Genomic DNA, 20,597 nt, shown 5'->3' with positions numbered 1-20,597 from the left:
CGGCGCCTCATTGGAATACGATACGGGCAGGCCAGGGGCTTGCCCGTTTTTTTTGCGGCGCCGCACAAAGAAACTGCATTCGCCGTCCGAACCGCAACAATCTCTACAGATCGTCGCCTAAGGATTTGCGCCAGCCCCTGCCAGGCGCTCACTGACCCTGCTCTGCAGAATCGCATGGAGGGACCATATGCTGCAAACGATCCGCAAGACGATGAAATCTCAGATCAGCGTGCTGGCACTCATCAGCGCGGCGGGGATGCTGCCGGCGCTTGCGCAGGCTTCAGACGCTCCCGCCACGGATGATCAGGCGGTGATGGAGGCAGTGGTCGTCGAAGGGCGCCGCGTATCGCAGACGGATCTTGCCATCGGGGTTGGCGAAGCGACCAACACCGTCGCCGTGACGCGCGAGGAGCTTCTCTCCGCGCCGGGCGGTATCTCCGGCCTTAAGATGCTCGAGACCCTCCCCGGCTTCAACGTCCAGACGGATGGCGCCCTGGGTCTCTATGAGTTTGGCAACTCGGTGACCGTTCGCGCCTTCAACCTTCAGCAGATCGGCTTCGTGCTCGACGGCGTCCCCATGGGCCGCTCTGATGCATTTGGTGGCAGCCCGATATTCCGCTATGTAGACAATGAAAACCTTGGCTCGGTGGTTGCCTCGCCCGGCGCGGGCGACGTCTCGCTGCCCAGCTACGCCTCACTTGGACCGATCGTTTCCTACCACTCCATTCTGCCCAGCGACAAGATGGGCGGTATGGCCGCCATCACCATCGGCGACGACAATCTCCAGCGGACATTCCTGAAACTCGAAACCGGCCGCATCGGCGGCTTCTCCGCCTATCTCAGCCGCTCCAAGACGGACAGCGACCTCTGGCGCGGCGCCGGCTCCATCGACCGGGAACACCTCGAAGGCAAGCTGCGCTACGACTTCCAGAACGACGCTTTCCTCCAGCTCGGCTATGTCAGCAACGACTTCTTCGACTACGACTCCCCGTCGATGAGCCGCACGCTCTATGAAGCCCAGGGCCGCGAGTATGGATATATCGGTTACATCCCCGACAGCTGCATCTCGCCCCGGCCGGGCGTCTACGATTTCAACGGCGACAATGTCATCAACGCCAGCGATTTCACGCCCGTCTTCACGCAGGGCTCCTGCATGGATTACTATGAAGACCGCATCAACATCCGCGATGACGTCCTCTATTCGCTGAACGGCGGCATGGCCCTCACCGACAATATCAGCCTCACCGCCACCGCCTATTATGAAGACAAGGACGGCTACGGAGTATCTCCTGACAGCTATTCCAACACGCTCGGCATCTACAACCGCCAGCGCGCGGCGGGACTGGATGTCGTTCATCCGCGCGGTGTTCAGTATGGCCTCTCCGGCGTCGGCGGCATCCGCAAGGGCATCGTGGCTGGCCTGAGCTGGGAAATCGGCAAACACACGCTCGAAGTGGGCGGCTGGACCGAGAGCGACGATTATCACCGCACCCAGCTGCGCCTCAACAAGACCGGCGGCACCGCCGATGGCGACGTGATCTGGGATGAGGTCGCCTATTATCGCCGCGACTACGACTCCCTGCGCGAAACCCGCCAGTATTATATCAAGGACACCATCCGACTGCTCGACGAAAAGCTCGCCTTGGAGCTTGGCCTGAAGATGCTGGACATCGACTATTCGCTGAACGGCTTCCGCGACTATTACGACTATGAAGTCACCGGCACGCCGGTCTTGATCTCGGCCAACTACAAGAGTGATCCCCTGCCCATGATCGGCGCGGTCTACTCGCTCAACGCCACCGACCAGATCTTCGCTTCCTACTCGCAGAACTATGCCCTGCCGCGCGGTACGGATGATATCTTCTCGACAGCGGTCACCTTCGACGCGCCCAAGCCGGCCGCAGAGGAAGCCGACAACTTCGAGCTTGGCTTCCGCACCAACCGGCCGACCTTCAACGGCGCGGTCTCGGTATTCTATACCAGCTTTGAAAACCGGCTTGTCGCCGGCAACGTCCAGAACCCGGAAACCTTCGAGAACGAGACCTTCTATATCAACGCCGGCGGCACCACCGCTTACGGCGTCGAACTCTCGGGTGTCTGGCAACCGGAAATCTTCGACAACAAGCTCTATGGCGACGTGAACCTCACCTACAACCACGCCGAGCTTGATGATGGCTTCGCCGGAAACCCCGCCGGCAGCCTGCTAGCCGACAGCCCGGAATGGCTGTTCACCGGCGGCGTCACCTGGGAGCCGACTGAATGGCTCGTCGCCAACGTGTCCACCAAATACACCGGCGAGCGCTATGCCGACTTCCGCGAAGCCGCCTCTTCAGCCGGCAACAAGATGGAAAGCTACTTCATCTGGAGCGGCTATGTGGATCTCGGCGGCCCGAACAATTTCGGCCTCCCGGAAAATGTCAGCCTGCGGTTCAACATCGACAACATCTTCGATGAAGACACTCTCGCTTTCACCTTCACCACCACGGGCTCCGGTGCGGCCACCTTCCGCCCTCTCAATCCGCGCACCGCTCAGGTGACGCTCACGGCGAGGTTCTGATCATGCTTCTCCCATCAAGGATCTCTGTCTTATGATCCTGACGCCTGAAACACTTCTCTTCATTGCGGCGATGCTGGCGGCGGGGGCGCTGGCGGGGTTCGTGGCTGGATTGTTCGGGATCGGGGGCGGCTTTGTCGTCGTCCCCGCCCTCGCCTCGGTGCTTACCATTCTCAGCGCCGGGTCGGACGCAATTGCGCCCGACAAGATAATGCACGTCGCCATCGGCACATCGCTGGCCACCATCATCTTCACCTCGATGCGCTCGGTCCAGGCGCACGCAAAACGCGGCGCCGTCGATTTCGAGATATTGCGAAGCTGGACCCCGTGGGTCGTGATCGGCGTGGTGCTTGGCCTACTGGTCGCGCAATACTTGGATGGCCACGCCCTCAAGGTCACCTTCGGCGTCGGCGTTTTCATCATGTCCTGGCACTTCCTGTTCCCGGTGCTCACGCGCCGGGGCCCGGTATCTACGGAAATGCCGAAGGGCTTCATGCGCGGTGGCCTCGGCAGCGTGCTGGGCGGTTACTGCACGCTGCTTGGCATTGGCGGAGGCACGCCTGCCGTCCTTATCATGACCCTCAGTGGCCAGCCGATGCACCGCGCGGTGGCCACCGCTGCCGGCTTCGGAACGATCATTGCCGTACCCGGAACAATCGGCAGCATCATCGCCGGCTTCGGCCAAACCGGCCTGCCTTTCGGGTCGCTCGGCTATGTCAACGTGATTGCCGCCCTCGCCATCACATCGATGAGCGTCATCACCGCCCCATGGGGCGTGGCCGTAGCGCACAATCTTAACGCTACCCACCTGCGCCGGGCGCTGGGTCTTTACCTGCTCGTCACGTCCAGCATCATGCTGGTCTCTGCCTTCTCGCCGCCTCCGCGCAGCGTCACCCCGTTTAACGTCGAAACCGCTCCGGCGGTGTCCACTATGAGCGCCGACATTTCGGTACAAAATCTGGAGCAAGATCATGGGATATAGACTCACACGCCGTAACCTGTTTTCGGCTGGCGCCGGCGCGGCCGCCGTCGGCCTCGCGGGCTGCGCAACCACCACCTCAGCGACGGCTTCGGCTGCCGCTGAGGCCCGCGGCGCCTTTCCGCCGGAGCCGAAAGAAGCCAGCCTCTTCGGCCCGGAACCCGGCCTTGCGCTGCTCTCCCGCAACGAAAATCCCTACGGCCCGGCGCCCTCCGCTCTGAAGATGATCGAAGCAGCCGCCCGCAAAGGCGCTTACTACACCAATGAAGAGGCCACGAAGACGCTGGCAGGCATGATTGCCGAACGCCACGGGGTCTCGCCGGAGCAGATCGTCATCACCACGGGTTCAGGGGAAGCGCTCAGCGCGCTGGCCCTCATCTATGGCCCCAAAGGCCCCATCGTGGCCCCGCGCCTCTTCTGGGATACGACCGCGCTCTATGCCGCCAAGCTCGGCCTGGCAGAAATCACACGTATTCCGCTTACGGAAGACATGAACATGGACCTGCCGGCCATGGAAGCGGCCATCACGCCGGAAACCGGCATGGTGCAGCTGTGCAACCCGAACAACCCGACCGGCATCGCCATGCCCGGTTCGGTCATTAGGGCTGCTGCCTCCAGCATGGCAGCAAAAACCACAGTGGTTGTCGACGAAGCCTATATTGAGCTTGTGGATGACGAAGCCTCAATGACCTGCATTCCGCTGATCAAGGAAGGCAAGGACGTTATCGTCACGCGCACCTTCTCGAAGATCTATGGCATGGCGGGTATCCGCGTCGGCTACACCATCTCTTCGGCAGAAACGGCCGCAAAGATCCGCTACACGCAGATGTCCTGGACCCCGTGCACGTCCATCGCCGCCGCCATCGGTTGCTACAATGATGAGGCATTCATCGCCGGCTCCAAATCGAAGATTGTCGAAGCCCGGGAAATGATCACCACCACGCTCGATACCCTCGGCTTGCCCTATCTGAAGTCCCAGACCAACTTTGTCTATTTCCAGAGCGGTATGCCCGCCAACGACCTGCAGAAAGCCATGGCGGCCGAGCAGATTTCCATCCGCGGCCAGTACATGGACTATACGCCCTGGAGCCGCGTTTCGACCGGCAAGCTGGAAGATGTGGAGCGTTTCTGTAAGGCCCTGCCCCGAATGGTCAACGCATAGAGGCCACCCGCCTGCGGGCGGATTTACGATTTGCCCGCAGAATTTAAGAAACACATGTCCGGAAATGTGCGTGAATAACCCGGATCGATCAAATTTGATCGGTCCGGGATATCCGGAATTCAAGGACGGGTATGCATAACGGCACGGTAACCAAGATGTCCGGGGGGACGCTTTATCCGTGCTCAGCTATCCACCACCACGCTTTGAACAGCAAAAATCCGAAGTGCTTCAGCGCTACCGGATTCTAAGAAGTGAAGATGTTCACAACGCGGATCACATTGCTCGGGCGGCTTCCCTGGCGCTCGGCGCGCCCATCGTGATCGCCGCCCTCAACGAACGCTATCGCAACTGGTATCGCGCCGCTCACGGCGTTTCCGAAGGCAAGTTCGACAGCCTGCAGACATTCTGCGCCTCCGCAAACCTGTCCGATGAAGCCTTCGCGGTTACCGATGCGCGGCTTGAGTCCTATTTCGCGCGCGAACCCGCCGTCACAGGCAGCCCGAATGTCGTCTTCTTTGCCGGCGCCCCACTCAGCGATCCTGATGGCAAGCGCTTCGGCACGCTTTGCCTCATCGACAGTCAGCCGCGAACCCTCACACTCGAACAGCTCGAGCTTCTTAAAAGCATGGCGCATATCGTTAGCCAGGATATCTGCGTCTGCAGCGCCGGGCGCTATGCCGTGCAGGATCTGATAGACGCCGAGGAGGAGCGCTGCGCGCTCTACGATCTCGCCGTCACCGATCCACTGACAAAAACGCTGAACCGCCGCGCCTTCTTCCGCTTCGCGGAGCGTGAAGTGCAACGCGCACATCGTCACAACCATCCCATCAGTGTACTAATGTTCGATATTGATCACTTCAAACGGGTCAACGATATCCACGGTCACGCAGCGGGCGATGAAGTCATCGTGCGCCTGTCGCGCTTGGTGGCCGATAGCATCCGAGACACAGATCTGCTCGGCCGTCTCGGCGGCGAGGAGTTCGGCGTTATCCTTCCCGAAACTGGTATTGAAGCTGCGCTCCTTCTGGCAAACCGCCTGCGAGAGTCCGCACGGGGCCTCAGCTTCAAGAGCGCCGAAGGCAGCTTCAACATCACCATCAGTATGGGCATCAGTCAGCCGGAGATGGGGGAGACAGATATCAATCTCTCTCTGGAGCGGGCAGACAAGGCGCTCTATCGCGCTAAACGCCTGGGCCGCGACCGGGCCGAGCTGATGTCCGCCAGCCCGGAGGGGGCCCAGATCATTCCGCTCCCGCTCCCCCGCGGAGCCGCCGGCGCAGCCTGACACCCGTCCTCATTCGGCGCGGCGCGGGCTGCAATCGTCGGTGCGCTTGCGGCTTGTTTCCTTGCCGGAGGAAGGGTGGAATTTCAGCTCCAGGCAATGCCCTGTCGCCGTCAATCCGGTCACTTCAATGCGCCGGCCTTCCGCCTCATAGCCGATCACTTCAAACCCCTGCTCCGCCAGCTGCCGGCTCGCTTCCTCAAAGCCGGCGGAATGGCCGATGGCATACCTGGCCGGCGTCGGCATCATACCGCGTTCAGCCCCGGCTTCGGTCTGCGCGGCACTCTTGCCTGCGCCAAGGGTTCCGGCGGCAATCATCGCCATAACAAGGGTGGCCACAACATACGGTGTGCTTTTCATAGGATGGTCCTATCGCTAAGGGTTGGCCCTGTCTGCGGTTTGCCGAATGCCGGCTGACAGGCACCTGCCCCTTCCTGTCAGGTTTCTGTCAGCGCGGGTTCGGGATATGACCGGACGTGTCCGGAAATGTCCGTCTAATGGAGCTGTCTGTCCCCGTGTTGTCCCGATTTGTCTTGAAATGGCTGCTGGTTGCCTGCTTTCTGCTGGCCCTTGCCGCGCCCGCCTTGGCGGACTGGGACGATGGCGATGATGATGACGACCGTTACAGCCGCGATCAGGACATCGTCTGGAATGCCCGTAAAAGCGGAGAAATCCTGCCGCTGGAAGTGATCCTCGGCTCCATACTGCAGCGCTATCCCGGCGAAGTTCTGGAACTGGAACTGGACGATGATGACGGCCAGCTCATCTATGAGATAGAAATCCTCACCCGCCGGGGCATTGTGTTGGAAATGGAAGTCGATGCCCGCACTGGCCGCATACTCGAAATCGAGGAAGACGACTGATGCGCGTCCTTCTCGTTGAAGATGAACCCCTGATTTCAGACGATATTTCCGCCGCGTTGCGCGATGCCGGCTTTATCGTGGATCTCGCCCGCGATGGCGAAGACGCCTGGTTCAAGGGGGATACCGAATCCTATGACGCCATCATCCTGGACCTTGGCCTGCCCCGCATGGACGGACTTTCGGTCTTGAAACGCTGGCGCGCGGCCGGCTTGGTCACACCCATCCTGATCCTCTCGGCCCGCGGCAGCTGGATGGAGCGCGTCGACGGCATCGAGGCCGGCGCCGATGACTACCTGCCCAAACCCTTTGAAATGGCGGAGCTTATCGTCCGTCTGCGCGCCCTCATCCGCCGCGCCGCGGGCATGGCCCAGCCTGTCCTTCAGGCCGGGGACCTGATGGTGGATACCCGCCGCATGACCATCGCCTATGCCGGCCAGCCCGTTCGCGTCACGCCTCTGGAGTTCCGCCTCGTGGACTATCTCGTCCACAACATGAACCGCACCGTCTCTGCGGGTGAACTCGCCGAACACCTCCATGGCATGGAAGATACCGGCGACACCAACGCCATCGAAGCCATCGTCTCGCGCCTGCGCCGCAAACTTGGTCCCGGCGTTATCAACACCCGACGCGGCTTTGGCTACGTCATCGAAGCGGACGCGTGAAACCTTTACGGTCCATCCGGTTACGCCTGCTGGCTGGCGGCGCGTTGGCGGTGGCGGTTGCCCTGCTGATTTCCTGGTTCACACTCGTCCTGCTCTTCGACAGCCATATCCGGCGCAACACCGAAGATGACCTGATCCGCCACGGCCGCGCCATCGTCAGCGCGCTCACCTTCTCTCCCGCGGGCTTCTCAGCAGACACATATCAGCCCAGCGACCTGCGCTTTGACCGGCCGGCCAGCGGCCTCTACTGGCAGGTCTCGCGCGGCGACAACATCATCCGTTCCCGGTCATTGTGGGATAATGCCCTTGATGTACCCGTGGGTGTGGACGGAACGGATTGGCACAGGGGCACAGCGGCCGGCCCCTTCGGCCAGGATCTTGTCCGCGTGGCCCGCACAATCCAGGAAAACGAATCCGCCGAACCGGTCACCCTGATCGTGGCGGCTGATCGCGCCAGCCTGATTGATGCGCGCCAGGAATTTGCCCGCGAACTGGCAATCTTCCTGACGCTGCTCTGGGCCACGCTCAGCCTGGCAGCCTGGTTCCAGGTAACGATTGGCCTTCTCCCGCTGCGGGCGGTGCAGTCATCCATCAGTGAACTGAAGTCCTCTCCCGCCTCGCGGCTTTCTCCCGGCCGGTTTGCAACCGAGGTGACGCCTCTGGTCGACCAGATCAACGAACTGGCCGATGCGCGCGAGGCTGATCTTCGCGCCGCCCGCGACCGCGCGGCAAACCTTGCCCATGGCCTGAAGACGCCCCTCTCCGCACTGCGTGCCGTCGCCCGGCGCGTGCGCGAGGCCGGTCAGGGCGACATGGCCGACGGGCTGGAACAGTCAATCCTCGCCGCCTCCGATGCAGTAGACCGCGAACTCGCCCGCGCGCGCACCGCTGCCAGCCTTGACCGGGGCCCAACGGCCCCCGCGGCAGTCATCGAGCGGCTCGTCTCCGTTCTCTCCCGCACAGATCGCGGGGAGCGCGTTGCGTTTGAAATGGATTGCCCTCCCGGCATCACACTTCCGGTATCGGCTGATCAGCTGATGGAAATGGCCGGGCCGCTGCTGGAGAATGCCGCCCGCTATGCCGCGTCCGTCGTTCGCGTTACTGCCCGCCCCCGGGATCTGGTGATCGAGGATGATGGCCCAGGTCTCGGCACGGCAAACCGGGAGCGGGTTATCCTGCGCGGTCAGCGCGCGGATGAACGGCCCGGTGGGCATGGCCTTGGCCTTGCCATTGCCAACGATCTTGCTGAGGCGACAGACGGCCGGCTGGACCTGGGCACATCTGACCTCGGTGGGCTGAAGGCCCGGCTAGTCTGGTGACAAATCTTCCGGCATCGGGTCAAGGCGGCGCATACCTGCCTCAAGACCAGCAAGCGCGAGATTCTCGCGGATAGTGGCGCCTCCAATCACCTTCTCCGGCGCAATCTCGGCCAAGGGCGCCAGGACAAAACTCCGCAGAAGCATACGCGGATGCGGCAGGATCAGCCGGTCCCCGGCCATCTCCACATCATCATAATACAGAACATCCACATCCAGCGTGCGCGGCCCCCAGCGCAGGCTGCGTTCACGGCCATGGTCCCGCTCGATGGCAAGGCAGGCCTCCAGCACCTCCATGGGCGCAAGCGACGTGTCGATCAGGACGCAGGCATTGAGAAAATGCGGCTGGTCCTCGATGCCCCAGGGCGGCGTTTCCCAGAGAGACGACACCGCCAACACCCGGATACCGTCCCAATCTTTCAGCGCCCGCACGGCGCCCAAAAGATGCGCCTTGCGATCTCCAAGATTGGAACCGAGACCTAGCGCCGCTTCAGCCATGGCGTTCCCGCTCTATGGCTATGCCGACGTGATTGACGATATGGCGGATCGGCGCGCGGGGCTTGCGGATCTCGACACGGATTTTCTGGATGGGCGGGAAATTTGCAAAGATTGCCGCGGCAATCCGCTCCGCCAGCGTTTCGATCAGATTGAACACTTCTGTCTCAGAAACGCTCGCAACCAGATCACAGATCTCGCCATAGCAGACGGTATCTTCCATCACATCGCGCGGCGGCACGTCGGTGTGCATGTCGCAGGTAATATCGACCTCGAAAATCTGGCCTAATGCCTTCTCTGCTTCCTTGAGGCCGTGATAGCCGTGGATGCGGAGATTGCGGATGATAATCTCAGTCTTCATGCCCTGCCCCTTCGATCGCCTGATACAGGCGCAACATATCGGTGTGCTCAGCTACATCATGAACCCGCAGCACGCGAGCGCCCCGCTGCAGCGCCATCAAATGAGCCGTGAGCGTGCCAGCAAGGCGATCATTTACGGCCCTGCCAGTGACACGGCCGATAAAGCTCTTGCGGGAAAGCCCCACCAGAACAGGGCAGCCATACGCCGCCAGCGTGCCCAGCCCGGCAATCACCTCAAGGTTCTGCCGGGGCGTCTTGGCAAAGCCCACGCCAGGGTCCAGCCAGATATGCTCCTTAAGGATGCCATGACGCGCCGCCGTCTTGAATGCCCGGTCAAAGAAGGCGCGCATATCGGCCACCGCGTCCACGGCGTCGTCGGCCGTTCCGCGATGATAGGTGATGACGATAGCTGCGCCGGTCTCCGCAACGGTTGCAGCCATTTCCGGATCGCCGGTCATGCCGGTGACATCATTAATGATCACCGCTCCGGCCTCGACCGCCGCGCGCGCAACGGAGGCTTTTACCGTGTCGATGGAGATCGGCGCCCTGATGCGCGCGGCAAGATGCCGGATTATGGGGATGACGCGGACAAGCTCTTCCGCCGCAGATACCGGCGCGGCGCCGGGCCGGGTGGACTCTCCGCCGATATCAAGAATGCCGGCGCCTTCGGCGAGCATCCGCATGGCCTGAACCTCAGCCGCGCCGAGCGTATTATGCCGTCCGCCATCGGAAAAGCTGTCTGGCGTAACATTCAGGATGCCCATGATCACCGGTTCAGCGCGCACGCGCGCCAGAATCTGGTCTCGGCGTTCCGCCTCAATCATCGAAACCTCCTTCCAGAAGTGTCTGGCCAAGCCCGATCAACGCAGACGGCAAAGCTGCATCAAAGGAGCGGCCCGTAAAAGCGCTGACAGGCTGGAATATCCGCAGGCTGTTGGTCAGGAAAATGCCGTCTGCTTCTGCAAGGCGTTGCAGCGTCAGGCTTTCCTCGCCCGCTTCAAACCCGGCGCCCAGCGCCTCTTTGAGCAGCCAGCCCCGCACGATACCCGGCATCGCGCCGTCAGAAACGGGCGGGGTCACCAGACGATTGCCAAACTGCGCAAACACATTGGCCGCAGACGCGCAGGCGATCTTCCCTTCTGGCGAGAGCATCAGCGCCTCATCCGCGCCGGCCGCCACTGCCTCGCGCAGAGCCATGATATTATCCGCATAGGATAAAGTCTTGTGGCGAGCGGTCGGTGAGGTCGGGTTTCGCCGGATTGTGCTGACGCCAATACGAACCGGCGCCATCGGATAGAGCATCTCCATCGGCGAAAAACGCGCCATCAGGGTGGGCGCGCCGGCTGTCTCTCGCCCCAATCCGCGCGCGCCGGGACCGCGGGTAACCGTCAGCCGCAGCGCGCCATTTGCACCATCAGGAACAACGTCGTTGGCGAGAACTTCCAATTGCTCTTGGGCAACATCAATTCCAAGAGCCGCAGCATCTCCCGCGAGGCGCGCCAGGTGCAGTCTTTTCAGGATAATCCGTCCACCCACGACACGCGAAGTGTCAAACACACCATCCGCCAGCAGCAGACCGCGATCTGTCAGGTCGAATGGCTGAACATTCTCAGCCTCAGAGACGGATTGGTTCAGCCGGATCATGTCTGCCTCCAGGCGCGGGCGATGTTGAGAAAGTTCTGCAGCAGTTCGGGCCCGTATTCAGTGAGAATGGATTCAGGGTGGAACTGAATACCATAGACCGGCAATTCCCTATGCGACAGAGCCATCACTTCACCGGAGGGCGAAATAGCATCGACCATCAACTTGCCTTCCGCCTCTGGCGCCTCGGCAATGAGAGAATGATAAAGCCCCACATCAAAAGCCGGCGGCAGCCCTTCGAACAACCGCAACCCGCTATGCCGGATGCGCGCCGGGCGGCCATGCGCGGGCGATTTCGCTCGTGTGACAGGGCATCCATATGCCGCCGCGATCGCCTGATGTCCGAGGCAGACGCCGAGAATGGGTACGCGCCCACCAAACGCGCCGATCGCCTCCAGCGAAACACCCGCCTCTGCAGGTGTGCACGGACCCGGCGAGATGACCAAGGCTTCCGGCGCCATTGCCGCGATTCCGGCAACGGTAATCCGGTCACTGTCCACTACCTCAATCCCGCATCCAAGCTCACGGAAATAGCGCGCCAGATTGAAGACAAAGCTGTCCCGATTGTTCAGCACAAGGATCATGATACCTCCACCGGCTTAGCCGCTCCGATAATCCGCTCTGCTTTCAGGCGGATTTCCGCATGCTCCGCCTCCGGATCAGACAGAAGGGTTATTCCCGCCCCCGCCCATAGCCGTGCCTCCCCCGGCAACACTTCCAGCGTCCGGATCAGGATGGAAAAATCCATCGCGCCATCATGCCCCATCCAACCCAGGGAGCCGCAGAAAATGCCCCGCGCCGCCGGTTCCAGTTCATCAATAATCTCCATCGCGCGCAGCTTCGGCGCGCCGGTGATGGAGCCGCCGGGAAACACGGCCGCCAGCAGGTCTGCTGCCGTCTGCCCCGGCGCCAGTTTCCCCTCTACCGTCGAGACAAGGTGGTGGAGATTTGCAAAGGTCTCTAGCCGGCAGAGCGATGAAACGGAAACCGAGGCAGAGGTGCAGACCCGCGAAATATCGTTGCGGAGCAGGTCCACGATCATCACATTCTCGGCGCGGTCCTTCTCCGAGGCGAGCAGCGCTGCGCGGGCGGCAGCGTCTTCGGTCACATCTTCGCTGCGCCGGATGGTGCCCTTGATGGGTTCGGCCTTTACCCGCCCCTCACCATCAGCGCTGATCAGACGCTCCGGCGAGAAACTTGCGATGCTCCTCCCTTCAAACACGCCGAACGCGGAAAAAGGCGCAGGCGAGCGGGCGCGGCCCTGAAGGTAATGCGCAAACGCGGCCTCCCGGCAGAGCGGCCCGGTTGTCCACAGGCCGGAAATATTGGCCTGATAGATATCCCCCTCGCGAATATATTCCCGGACACGCGCAACACCGGCCTGATAACTGCCCGGCGCGCTGTGCGGCGTCCAGTTGAGGGCTTCCGGCTGAGGCGGCGGCGAGACCGGCGCAGCCAGCCGCTCCTTCAGGCGTCTGATTTTCTCCTTCGCCCGTTTTGCGTCCGGCGCAGTATCTGCTGCCTGCAACCCCGCAGAATAAATATGGGCCATTCCGGCGCCATGATCGAAGGCGATGACGGTGTCATAGAGGCCAAACTCCAGCGCTGGCGACGGGCTGGCGCTGTGGTGAGACTGGAACCGGTCGATGAAGGCGGGCGCAAAGTCGTAGGACAAATATCCCGCAGCCCCGCCCTGAAACGGCGCGCCGCCCTCGACCCGGGCCAGTGGGCGCGCGCCTATCCAGGCACGCAGTTTTTCGACGGCCTCGGCAGATGTTTCCAGCCGCAATCGATCCACTGGCCAAACGCAGATATAGGAATACCTCGTCCCCGGATGCTCGGGCGCGGCGCTGTCGAACCAGATGAACCCATCTTCCCCCCGCAAAGCCATTGCGACGGCAACAGGATCAAAAGACGATAGGGCGACTGCCAGCATGGCGCTTATCTAGCCTGCCGAAGGAACTGCGGAAAGACGCAGATATGCCGGATTGGCGATGCAGCTTTGGTATTTGAGCCCCTGAAGCGCCCTTTACGCAGCTTCCAGCTTCGCGGGAGCAAGCGCCGAGCTCGACGCGCAGCCGCCGGTGGCAACCACCCCAAAGTTACCGGTCCGGCACTTCCAGGCCGCAACGGAGGAGGCAATCCCACGCCTCCTCCGGATCATCGGCGAACTCGAACAACTTCAGATCGTCTAGGCTGATCATGCCGGCCTCGGCGAACGCCTCGAAATTGATGATCCGTGTCCAGAAATTCCGGTCATAAAGCACGATGGGCATATGATGGCCCTTGCCGGTCTGGCTGAGAGTGAGGAGTTCGAATAGCTCGTCCATCGTGCCGAAGCCGCCAGGGAAGATCACCAGCGCGCGGGCGCGCATGGCCAGATGCATCTTGCGCATGGCGAAATAGTGGAACTGGAAATTCAGGTCGGGCGTGATGTAGGGGTTGGGGAACTGCTCGTGCGGCAGCTGGATATTGAAGCCGATGGTGACGGCGCCGGCATCGCGCGCGCCGCGATTGGCCGCTTCCATAACGCCGGGGCCGCCGCCCGTGGCGATGACATTGTCGCGCCACTGCCGTCCATCACAGAGAGCGCCGCCCCGCTCGGATGCGATGCGTCCGAAGGTGCGCGCCGCATTGTAGATGCGCGACTGCCACTCGCCGCCATCTTCGCGGATACGGGCCGAGCCGAAAGCGACGATGGTGGAGCGCACGCGCTCGCGCCGGAGAAACTCCTCGGCCTTGCTATATTCCATCAGGAAACGCGCGCCGCGCATGGAATCGCCCAGCACGAAATCCTGATCGAGCGCGGCCAGCCGGTAGACCGGGTTATCGCTGTAATTGTCCTCGGCCATGCGAGCCCTCCTGCCGGAATTAAAGGCCCCTTTTTAGGGCATTCTATTCTTCAGGACAGCGGGCAATCACTTTGATCTCGAAGTCGAAACCTGAAAGCCAGGTGACCCCGACAGCGGTCCAGTTCGGATAGGGCGCATGAGGGAAAACGCGGTTCTTGACTTCCATCACTGTTCCGAACTGGGCCTCAGGATCGGTGTGAAAGGTGGTGACATCCACAATGTCGCTCAAACTGCAGCCCGCCGCATCGAGCACTGCCTGGAGATTATCGAACGCCAATTGCACCTGTTTGGCGAAATCGGGCTCCGGGGAACCGTCCGGGCGGCTGCCTACCTGGCCAGAGATAAACAGCAGGTCACCGGAACGGATCGCAGCCGAATACCCGTGCTGTTCGTAGAGGGCATGGCGGTCCTTGGGAAATACCGGTTCGTTTCGGGGCATGTCGCTGTCCTTTCAGGAAGGCGCGCTTTGGTCGCGGCGTTGGTCAACGGCATGTAGGATCGATCGGGCGCAATGCGACCCTAATTCGTCACAAGGCGGCGCTGAGCGCCCGCCGAGCCAGCGCACTTTTACAGCCTTATGGCCGAGCTGACTGGCCTTGCGCCTAGGAGGCGGAGCGGTCCTGAGCAGCCGTTGAGGGCAGCAGGTGGCCTCCATTTAGCACGGCGCGACTCAGCGGCCGGCCGGATGCGGAGAAGGTGGCGCTGACCGAGGCGAGATCCCGGCAGGAGTTGAGCAGCGCAATCTTCTCGCCCTTGCTGAGCGCGGCGACGTATTCGGCGGCGGACTCGGCCGTCTCCGTACGTGCCCGGGCGATAGCCAGCGGCGTGTGAACCTCGTGGCGGCCAAGCGACCAGTGGGTATCGACCAAGGCGCAGCGGCGCTGCTGTTTCACCTGATCGAGCAGCAGGGTGTAGAGGTCTGCCGGGCGCAGATCGCGGAACACGGCCTGGGCCTCCTGCGCGGCGGCGAAGGACGCAGGCACGGCGACTTCCGCCGGAGAGACCAGCGCGCCCGCCTTTCGGAAGGCCTGACCGGCCGAGCGCTTGGCAGTCCAGTAGGAAAGCGGCACCGACAGGATGAGACCGATCGTGGCTGGCGCAAGCCAGGCGGCGTAGACCGGCGAGATGATCATGGCCGCCACCGTGAGCACCACACCCAGCGTCATGGCCGGCGCGCTGTGGCGCAGGGTGGCCATCAGGGAATAGCCATCCTCGGTGCGCTTCTGCGGCGACCAGCCGGAGTCGCGCCCCGTCAGCACGCTGATGACGGCGCTGGTTTGGGTGACCATCATGATCGGCGCGATCAGTACCGAGAGGAATGTCTCTGTCAGAACGCCCAGCGTGGTGCGGAACATGCCGACCTGCTTGCGCCAGAGCGGGCTGATCAGGCCATAGATGAGGCCGTAAATCTTGGGCGCGAAGAGGATGACCATCGTCACGATGAAGAGGTTCAGCGCGCGCACGGAGTCGATCACCGGCCAGGTTGGGAACAGCGAGAAACCATCCCCGAAATAGGACGGGCGCATGAAGCTGTTCTGCAGCGACAGGGCCATACCAACCGTGATGAAGATGAGCCAGAGCGGCGAGGAGAGGTAAGAGAAGATACCAGTGATCAGGTGGAACCGGCTGGTCCAGGCCAGGCCGCGCGTTTTCAGCAGCACCAGCATGTGCTGCATGTTGCCTTGGCACCAGCGGCGGTCGCGGATCACGAGGTCGATGATCGTCGGCGGCCCCTGTTCGTAGGAGCCGCTCAACGCCGGCTTGATCTCCACATTCCAGCCGGCGCGGCGCAGCAGTGCTGCCTCCACAAAGTCGTGGCTGAGGATGTGGCCGCCAAACGGCGCGCGGCCCGGCAGTTCCGGCAGGCCGGCCGCCTGTGCCATTGCCTGCACACGGATGATGGCGTTGTGGCCCCAGAAATTACCTTCCTTCTGCGCCCACCAGGCAATGCCATGGCCAAGCACCGGACCGTAGAGGGCAGCAGCGAACTGCTGGATGCGGGCAAACAGGCTTTCCCCGCCCACCAGTTGCGGGATGGTCTGGATGAGACCGGTGCGCGGCGCTTCTTCCATCTGGCGCACGAGTTCAATCAGCGTGTCGCGCTCCATATAGGAGTCGGCGTCATAGACGATCATATAATCGTAGCGCCCACCCCAGCGCGTGAGGAAGTCGCGGATGTTACCCGCCTTGCGGTGGTGGTTGATCGTGCGGCGGCGATACCAGATGCGGACATCGCCCGGTGCTTCCTGGCGGATACGCTCGAAAGCGGCCTCCTCAGCAAGGGCCACTTCCGGGTCGGTCGTGTCGCTGAGGATGAAGCAATCAAACCGGCCAGGCGCGCCAGACATCATCTGCGCAGTGGCCAGCACCGTGCCGAAGATATGCTCGACATTTTCATTGTAGATCGGAAAAGCAATCACCGTCCGCGTGTTGCGCAGATCCGGCCCTGCATCGGCGCGCGGCTTTTTCATCAGCGAGCCAATGGCGGAAAAGAAGCCCATGGTTGCGTTGATAAAGGCGTAGCAAACCCAGACGATATTGATCGCAAAGATCGCCAGCAGCGCCCACTCCAGCAGCGTCAGCCCGGAAACCGACAGCACTTCGTGCATCTCATAGGTCGCCCAGGCCGTCAGCCCAAGAGACGAGACCAGAAGGAACAACTTTCGCCAGATCGCCGAAACGGGGCGGCGGCCAGACACGGCGACGGGACCGGCCAGGGACTGGCTCGGCATGTCAATCGGGAACTCGGTGGGACGTGCGCGCAGCAAGGTCATTCCTTCCGCCAACGGTAAAGCCAGGTTTCAGTGATAGGCTTTCCCCCCTTCGTGAGCAGGGCGCGAAGCTCTGCCACGTCGATATTTTGTGCTTCGAGTTCGAAGCTGAGCCGGATTTTTCCGGTCTCGGGATTTGTCTTGATTACAGGATTGAGGATCTTCCCGGCCGAGGTGGAAATGTCGGCTTCCACACCGTTCAGCAGGGCTTCAGGGATCTGCTCATAGTCGATCACGAACAGCTGCTGGGTGGCGGCCGGCTTCACGCCCGCAAATGTCTCAGCCACCGTCGCCACATCTGGCACAGACGAGGTCAGCAGGCTCCACTTCATGTCATAGGACACGGTGTAGGCCGTACCCGGCTGCCAGGCGGTTTTCGGCTTCCAGTAGGCGACGATGTTGTCGTTGTATTCGTTGACCGTGGGGATCTCGACCAGAACCAGCTGGCCCTCGCCCCATCCGGCCTTGGGCTGCACCCAGACGGTCGGGCGATGATGATAGCCAGCCTCGATATCGGAATAGTCGTCGAAATCGCGTTTGCGCTGGACCAGCCCGAAACCGAGCGGCGGGCGATCAGCCAGCACGGACTCCTGCAGCGTCTTGGGGTTGAACAGCGGCCGCCAGACCCACTCGCCATTGTACATTTGGATCGAAAGGCCCTCGGAATCATGTACCGCCGGGCGGAAATCGTTGGGATGCTTGCGGATATCGTGCGGCGAGAAGAAATACATCGAAGTGAGCGGCGAGATGCCAACCGTTGACAGCGCCTTACGTGGGAACAGCGTGGCCGTGATCTGCATCTTCGTTTCAACGCCGGGGGTCACTGAGAACTCATAGGCGCCGGTGATGCTTTCCCCGTCGAGCAGTGCATAGATGCGGATCGTGTCAGTGCCCGGCGCAGGTTTCTGCAGCCAGAATTCGCGGAAATACGGGAATTGCTCCCCTTCCGGCGACGCGGTGCCGATGGAGATGCCGCGCGCCGAGGCGCCATACAGATTGCCAGCCCCCAGGGCACGGAAGAAACTTGCGCCGCGGAAGCTGATCAACTCGTCCCATTTGCCCGCGATATTCAGGGGCGTCACAACCCTGAAGCCGGCAAACCCCAGCAGACGCTTGGCCTCATCGGGCAGCGGCAGATCATAAAAATTGAAATCGTCTGCCGAATAGGGCCGGGCAACTTCCTCGCCCTCCTCAACAAAATTGAGGCGGACGGCATAGTTGAAGAGATAGCCGCGCGGGTCCGGCAGGATGCGGAACTTGTCCGAGCTGTCCTTCCAGAAAGCAGCGTCCTGACGCAGTTGGATGCGGCGATAGCCATCATAATCGAGCGCGGCAGCTTCTTTCGGAATGCCGGGGGGCGTCTGGAATGGGCGGCTGGCGAGGATTTCGGCCTTGCGGCGCACATCTTCAAAATCAAATTCCGGCGTGGCGGGGGGTGGAGGCGCTGCGGAGGGATCTTCCTCTGAAGCGGCCAGAGCCGCAGCCGCTTCCGGGCTCAGCGTTTCGACCACAGCCTCAGGCGCCACCGCCGTCATCGGCTCAACCGGCGCCTCGCTTTGAGCGGCGGGGTTTGCCGGAGCCGGCTTTGCCGGTGCCTCGGGCGCCGGATCAGCAGAGGGAGAACAGCTGGAAATCAGAAGTCCGGCCATCGCAAGGCCGCACACAATCCTCACAGAGACGCTCGATAACACCCTCAAGCGCACACTCCTTTACCAACACCTTCCCGAGGATCCGGGAGCCGCTTTGTTGCGGCGCGACATACCCGAAGCCTGTCTAACGAACGTCGCCGCGATTGGTTGCCCATGATCTTTGCTGGTCCCGCAGGGCAGCATGGATCAGGATACAGGCAGGATCAGAAAATGGGGCACGTTGTCAGATGGGAGGGAAACAGGGCCCGTTTTTCATGACAATGCGGCAAACCAAAGGCAGATTTGTGACCCCTGCACCGCGTTGCTGTCGTAGATGTGTCGTGAACGATCCGGCTGCAGCGCTGCCCGGAATCCGGTCACTGCGGCCAACACGAGCCGGGGCCTCAACCTGGGAAAAAGAGAGGGAGCGCCGCGAGGACAGGCAGTGTGCGGCGCTCCCAACCGGGGATTGTCAGGACGGAGAAGACTCCACCTGAATGGTCCCGGTATGCTGGTGGCGCTGGGCCAGGTTGCCCAGCAGCAGAAGGATCGGCGCCGCAATGAAGATCGACGATGCGGTGGCGATGAGTACGCCAAACACCATCGGCAGGGCGAAGTTTTCCACGGCCTTGCCACCCCAGATGGCCATCGGCACGATCGCCAGCAGGGTCGTCATCGACGTGAAGATACACCGCGTCAGCACCTGGTTGATGCTGGTGTCGATGATCGTTCGCAAGTCATATCGCTTGGCGAGGCGGATATTCTCCCGCATCCGGTCATAGACCACCACCTTGTCGTTCACCGAATACCCGATGAAGGTCAAAAGGGCGGCGATGGCCGTGAGGTTGAAGTCCAGCCCCATGATGACGAAGAAGCCGATCATCTTGGTAGTATCGAGCGCCAGCGTCAGGATCGCGCCAACGGCGAAGTTCCACTCGAAGCGCCACCAGATGTAGAGCAGCATCGCAAGGCTTGCGAGGCCGACAGCAATGGCGCCGTTGCGCGCAAGCTCGCCGGAAACTTTCGGTCCGACGACCTCCGTGCGCTCCACCGAGATTCCCGGATCGATCTCTGCCAGCGTCTTGCGAACGGTGTTGATGGCAGCGGTCTGCGCCGTCTCCCCACCTTCCTGGCGTTGGACACGGATCAGCACTTCGTTCTTTCCGCCCAGCTGCTGAAGGGACACTTCGCCAAGCCCGAGCCCGCCCAGTTCCGAGCGAAGCTGGCCCAGGTTGGCAGCCTGCGGCGTGGCGATCTCCACCTGGATGCCGCCGGTGAAATCGATGCCGTAATTCAGCCCCGGCTTCATGAAGAGGCCAACAGAGACAAGCGAGAGAAGGATGGAGCTGGCGATGCCGAAATACCGCGCCTTCATGAAGGAGATTTTCGAGCCATCCGGCACCACCCGGAACAGCGGCTCGATATTGATCTTCTTCATCTTGCGATAACGCACCCAGGTGGTCATCAGGATACGGACCACGGTAATGGCTGTGAACATCGACACGGCGGTGCCGATCACCATGGTCACGGCAAAACCTTTCACCGGACCAGTGCCGAACATGAACAGCAGGGCTGTGGCGATCAACGTGGTGATGTTGGCGTCAAGGATGGTCGAATAGGCAATCTTGAAGCCCCGATCGAGGGCGGCAAGCGCGCTGACGCCCTTGCGACTTTCCTCCCGGATGCGTTCGTTGATCAGGACGTTGGCATCCACTGCGATGCCAATGCCCAGGATGATACCCGCGATGCCCGGCAGGGTCAGCGTTGCGCCCAGAAATGTCAGGATACCGATGGTCAACGCCACATTGAGGAACAGCGCCACTGAGGCAATCATACCCCAGCCCCGGTAGAGCAGTGTCATGAAACCCACCACCAGCGCAAAGCCGATCACGCCGGTATAGAGGCCCATATTGATCACGTCGGCGCCAAGGTCGGGGCCCACCGTGCGTTCCTCGATCACCGTCAGCGGCGCCGGCAGGGCTCCTGCCCGCAGCAGCGCAGAGAGAACAACCGTATCTTCAATCGTGAAGTT

Annotated in this window: 19 protein-coding genes; 7 read left to right on the top strand and 12 right to left on the bottom strand. The window is 61.8% G+C overall.

The genetic code is table 11. The annotated features are described in order from the left end of the window. The first annotated feature begins 187 nt into the window (after positions 1-187). The 4 genes from HPO_RS07930 to HPO_RS07915 all read left to right on the top strand — a co-directional run bounded on the left by HPO_RS07930 (position 188) and on the right by HPO_RS07915 (position 5,980). Positions 188-2,557 (top strand): TonB-dependent receptor, encoded by a 2,370-nt coding sequence (locus HPO_RS07930; RefSeq protein WP_051612433.1) that lies wholly within the window; start codon positions 188-190, stop codon positions 2,555-2,557. A gap of 31 nt (positions 2,558-2,588) precedes the next feature. Next, complete coding sequence (locus tag HPO_RS07925; RefSeq protein ID WP_035596769.1) at positions 2,589-3,536, top strand: sulfite exporter TauE/SafE family protein; 948 nt, start codon at positions 2,589-2,591, stop codon at positions 3,534-3,536. Beyond that, positions 3,526-4,695, top strand: a complete 1,170-nt coding sequence (locus HPO_RS07920; RefSeq protein WP_035596766.1) for a pyridoxal phosphate-dependent aminotransferase — start codon at positions 3,526-3,528, stop codon at positions 4,693-4,695. Before HPO_RS07925 ends, HPO_RS07920 begins: the two co-directional genes overlap by 11 nt. Positions 4,696-4,873: 178 nt before the next feature. Next, positions 4,874-5,980 (top strand): GGDEF domain-containing protein, encoded by a 1,107-nt coding sequence (locus HPO_RS07915; protein ID WP_035596763.1) that lies wholly within the window; start codon positions 4,874-4,876, stop codon positions 5,978-5,980. A gap of 9 nt (positions 5,981-5,989) precedes the next feature. Here HPO_RS07915 and HPO_RS07910 read toward each other — a convergent pair whose 3' ends face one another. Then, complete coding sequence (locus tag HPO_RS07910; protein WP_035596761.1) at positions 5,990-6,337, bottom strand: PepSY domain-containing protein; 348 nt, start codon at positions 6,335-6,337, stop codon at positions 5,990-5,992. 158 nt (positions 6,338-6,495) lie between these two features. On the opposite strand from HPO_RS07910, the gene HPO_RS07905 reads away from it, so the two are divergent. From HPO_RS07905 to HPO_RS07895, 3 genes are read left to right on the top strand one after another with little or no spacing between them, the layout of a single operon-like run. After that, positions 6,496-6,840, top strand: a complete 345-nt coding sequence (locus HPO_RS07905) for a PepSY domain-containing protein (protein WP_206742138.1) — start codon at positions 6,496-6,498, stop codon at positions 6,838-6,840. Continuing rightward, positions 6,840-7,502: a response regulator transcription factor gene (locus HPO_RS07900; protein WP_035596758.1), complete on the top strand. Its 663-nt coding sequence runs from the start codon at positions 6,840-6,842 to the stop codon at positions 7,500-7,502. Before HPO_RS07905 ends, HPO_RS07900 begins: the two co-directional genes overlap by 1 nt. Continuing rightward, complete coding sequence (locus HPO_RS07895; protein ID WP_051612431.1) at positions 7,499-8,821, top strand: ATP-binding protein; 1,323 nt, start codon at positions 7,499-7,501, stop codon at positions 8,819-8,821. Before HPO_RS07900 ends, HPO_RS07895 begins: the two co-directional genes overlap by 4 nt. Here the strand turns inward: HPO_RS07895 and folK are convergent. The 11 genes from folK to secF all read right to left on the bottom strand — a co-directional run. Further along, positions 8,810-9,316, bottom strand: a complete 507-nt coding sequence (gene folK / locus HPO_RS07890) for a 2-amino-4-hydroxy-6-hydroxymethyldihydropteridine diphosphokinase (protein ID WP_035596755.1) — start codon at positions 9,314-9,316, stop codon at positions 8,810-8,812. The two genes, HPO_RS07895 and folK, sit on opposite strands and share 12 nt — an antisense overlap. Beyond that, complete coding sequence (gene folB, locus HPO_RS07885; RefSeq protein WP_035596753.1) at positions 9,309-9,674, bottom strand: dihydroneopterin aldolase; 366 nt, start codon at positions 9,672-9,674, stop codon at positions 9,309-9,311. Before folB ends, folK begins: the two co-directional genes overlap by 8 nt. Beyond that, the gene (gene folP / locus HPO_RS07880) at positions 9,664-10,497 is read right to left on the bottom strand and encodes a dihydropteroate synthase (protein ID WP_035596751.1); all 834 of its coding nucleotides are present in this window, start codon (positions 10,495-10,497) and stop codon (positions 9,664-9,666) included. The genes folB and folP overlap by 11 nt, the downstream gene beginning before the upstream one ends. Beyond that, a complete protein-coding gene (locus tag HPO_RS07875; RefSeq protein ID WP_051612430.1) occupies positions 10,490-11,317 on the bottom strand; it encodes an aminotransferase class IV in 828 nt (275 codons plus the stop codon). The genes folP and HPO_RS07875 overlap by 8 nt, the downstream gene beginning before the upstream one ends. Next, on the bottom strand, positions 11,314-11,898 hold the full coding sequence (locus HPO_RS07870) for an anthranilate synthase component II (protein ID WP_035596748.1): 585 nt from the start codon (positions 11,896-11,898) through the stop codon (positions 11,314-11,316). Before HPO_RS07870 ends, HPO_RS07875 begins: the two co-directional genes overlap by 4 nt. Beyond that, on the bottom strand, positions 11,895-13,250 hold the full coding sequence (locus HPO_RS07865; protein ID WP_051612429.1) for an anthranilate synthase component I family protein: 1,356 nt from the start codon (positions 13,248-13,250) through the stop codon (positions 11,895-11,897). The genes HPO_RS07870 and HPO_RS07865 overlap by 4 nt, the downstream gene beginning before the upstream one ends. Positions 13,251-13,416: 166 nt before the next feature. Further along, entirely contained in the window at positions 13,417-14,166 is a 750-nt protein-coding gene (locus HPO_RS07860) for an LOG family protein (protein ID WP_035596745.1), read from the bottom strand. 43 nt (positions 14,167-14,209) lie between these two features. Beyond that, a complete protein-coding gene (locus HPO_RS07855) occupies positions 14,210-14,605 on the bottom strand; it encodes a RidA family protein (protein WP_035596742.1) in 396 nt (131 codons plus the stop codon). A 163-nt stretch (positions 14,606-14,768) separates the two neighbouring features. Next, a complete protein-coding gene (gene mdoH / locus HPO_RS07850; RefSeq protein WP_035596739.1) occupies positions 14,769-16,940 on the bottom strand; it encodes a glucans biosynthesis glucosyltransferase MdoH in 2,172 nt (723 codons plus the stop codon). Continuing rightward, complete coding sequence (locus tag HPO_RS07845) at positions 16,937-18,586, bottom strand: glucan biosynthesis protein G (protein WP_051612428.1); 1,650 nt, start codon at positions 18,584-18,586, stop codon at positions 16,937-16,939. Before HPO_RS07845 ends, mdoH begins: the two co-directional genes overlap by 4 nt. Before the next feature lie 451 nt (positions 18,587-19,037). Next, on the bottom strand, positions 19,038-20,597 hold a 1,560-nt coding region (gene secF, locus HPO_RS07840; RefSeq protein WP_035596736.1), incomplete at its 5' end, for a protein translocase subunit SecF.

It is taken from the genome of Hyphomonas polymorpha PS728, from assembly GCF_000685315.1.
Taxonomy (GTDB): domain Bacteria; phylum Pseudomonadota; class Alphaproteobacteria; order Caulobacterales; family Hyphomonadaceae; genus Hyphomonas; species Hyphomonas polymorpha.
The sequence above is the reverse complement of the archived record's forward strand: the minus strand, read 5'-3'. Positions and strand labels throughout refer to the sequence as shown.

Excerpts from the sequence above, each read along its gene's own strand:
- folP (WP_035596751.1), bottom strand. The coding sequence starts at position 10,497 with ATGATTGAGGCGGAACGCCGAGACCAGATTCTGGCGCGCGTGCGCGCT.
- HPO_RS07845 (WP_051612428.1), bottom strand. The coding sequence starts at position 18,586 with ATGGCCGGACTTCTGATTTCCAGCTGTTCTCCCTCTGCTGATCCGGCG.
- HPO_RS07920 (WP_035596766.1), top strand. The coding sequence starts at position 3,526 with ATGGGATATAGACTCACACGCCGTAACCTGTTTTCGGCTGGCGCCGGC.
- mdoH (WP_035596739.1), bottom strand. The coding sequence starts at position 16,940 with ATGACCTTGCTGCGCGCACGTCCCACCGAGTTCCCGATTGACATGCCG.
- folB (WP_035596753.1), bottom strand. The coding sequence starts at position 9,674 with ATGAAGACTGAGATTATCATCCGCAATCTCCGCATCCACGGCTATCAC.
- HPO_RS07875 (WP_051612430.1), bottom strand. The coding sequence starts at position 11,317 with ATGATCCGGCTGAACCAATCCGTCTCTGAGGCTGAGAATGTTCAGCCA.
- folK (WP_035596755.1), bottom strand. The coding sequence starts at position 9,316 with ATGGCTGAAGCGGCGCTAGGTCTCGGTTCCAATCTTGGAGATCGCAAG.
- HPO_RS07900 (WP_035596758.1), top strand. The coding sequence starts at position 6,840 with ATGCGCGTCCTTCTCGTTGAAGATGAACCCCTGATTTCAGACGATATT.
- HPO_RS07865 (WP_051612429.1), bottom strand. The coding sequence starts at position 13,250 with ATGCTGGCAGTCGCCCTATCGTCTTTTGATCCTGTTGCCGTCGCAATG.
- HPO_RS07855 (WP_035596742.1), bottom strand. The coding sequence starts at position 14,605 with ATGCCCCGAAACGAACCGGTATTTCCCAAGGACCGCCATGCCCTCTAC.
- HPO_RS07870 (WP_035596748.1), bottom strand. The coding sequence starts at position 11,898 with ATGATCCTTGTGCTGAACAATCGGGACAGCTTTGTCTTCAATCTGGCG.
- HPO_RS07860 (WP_035596745.1), bottom strand. The coding sequence starts at position 14,166 with ATGGCCGAGGACAATTACAGCGATAACCCGGTCTACCGGCTGGCCGCG.
- HPO_RS07930 (WP_051612433.1), top strand. The coding sequence starts at position 188 with ATGCTGCAAACGATCCGCAAGACGATGAAATCTCAGATCAGCGTGCTG.
- HPO_RS07910 (WP_035596761.1), bottom strand. The coding sequence starts at position 6,337 with ATGAAAAGCACACCGTATGTTGTGGCCACCCTTGTTATGGCGATGATT.
- HPO_RS07925 (WP_035596769.1), top strand. The coding sequence starts at position 2,589 with ATGATCCTGACGCCTGAAACACTTCTCTTCATTGCGGCGATGCTGGCG.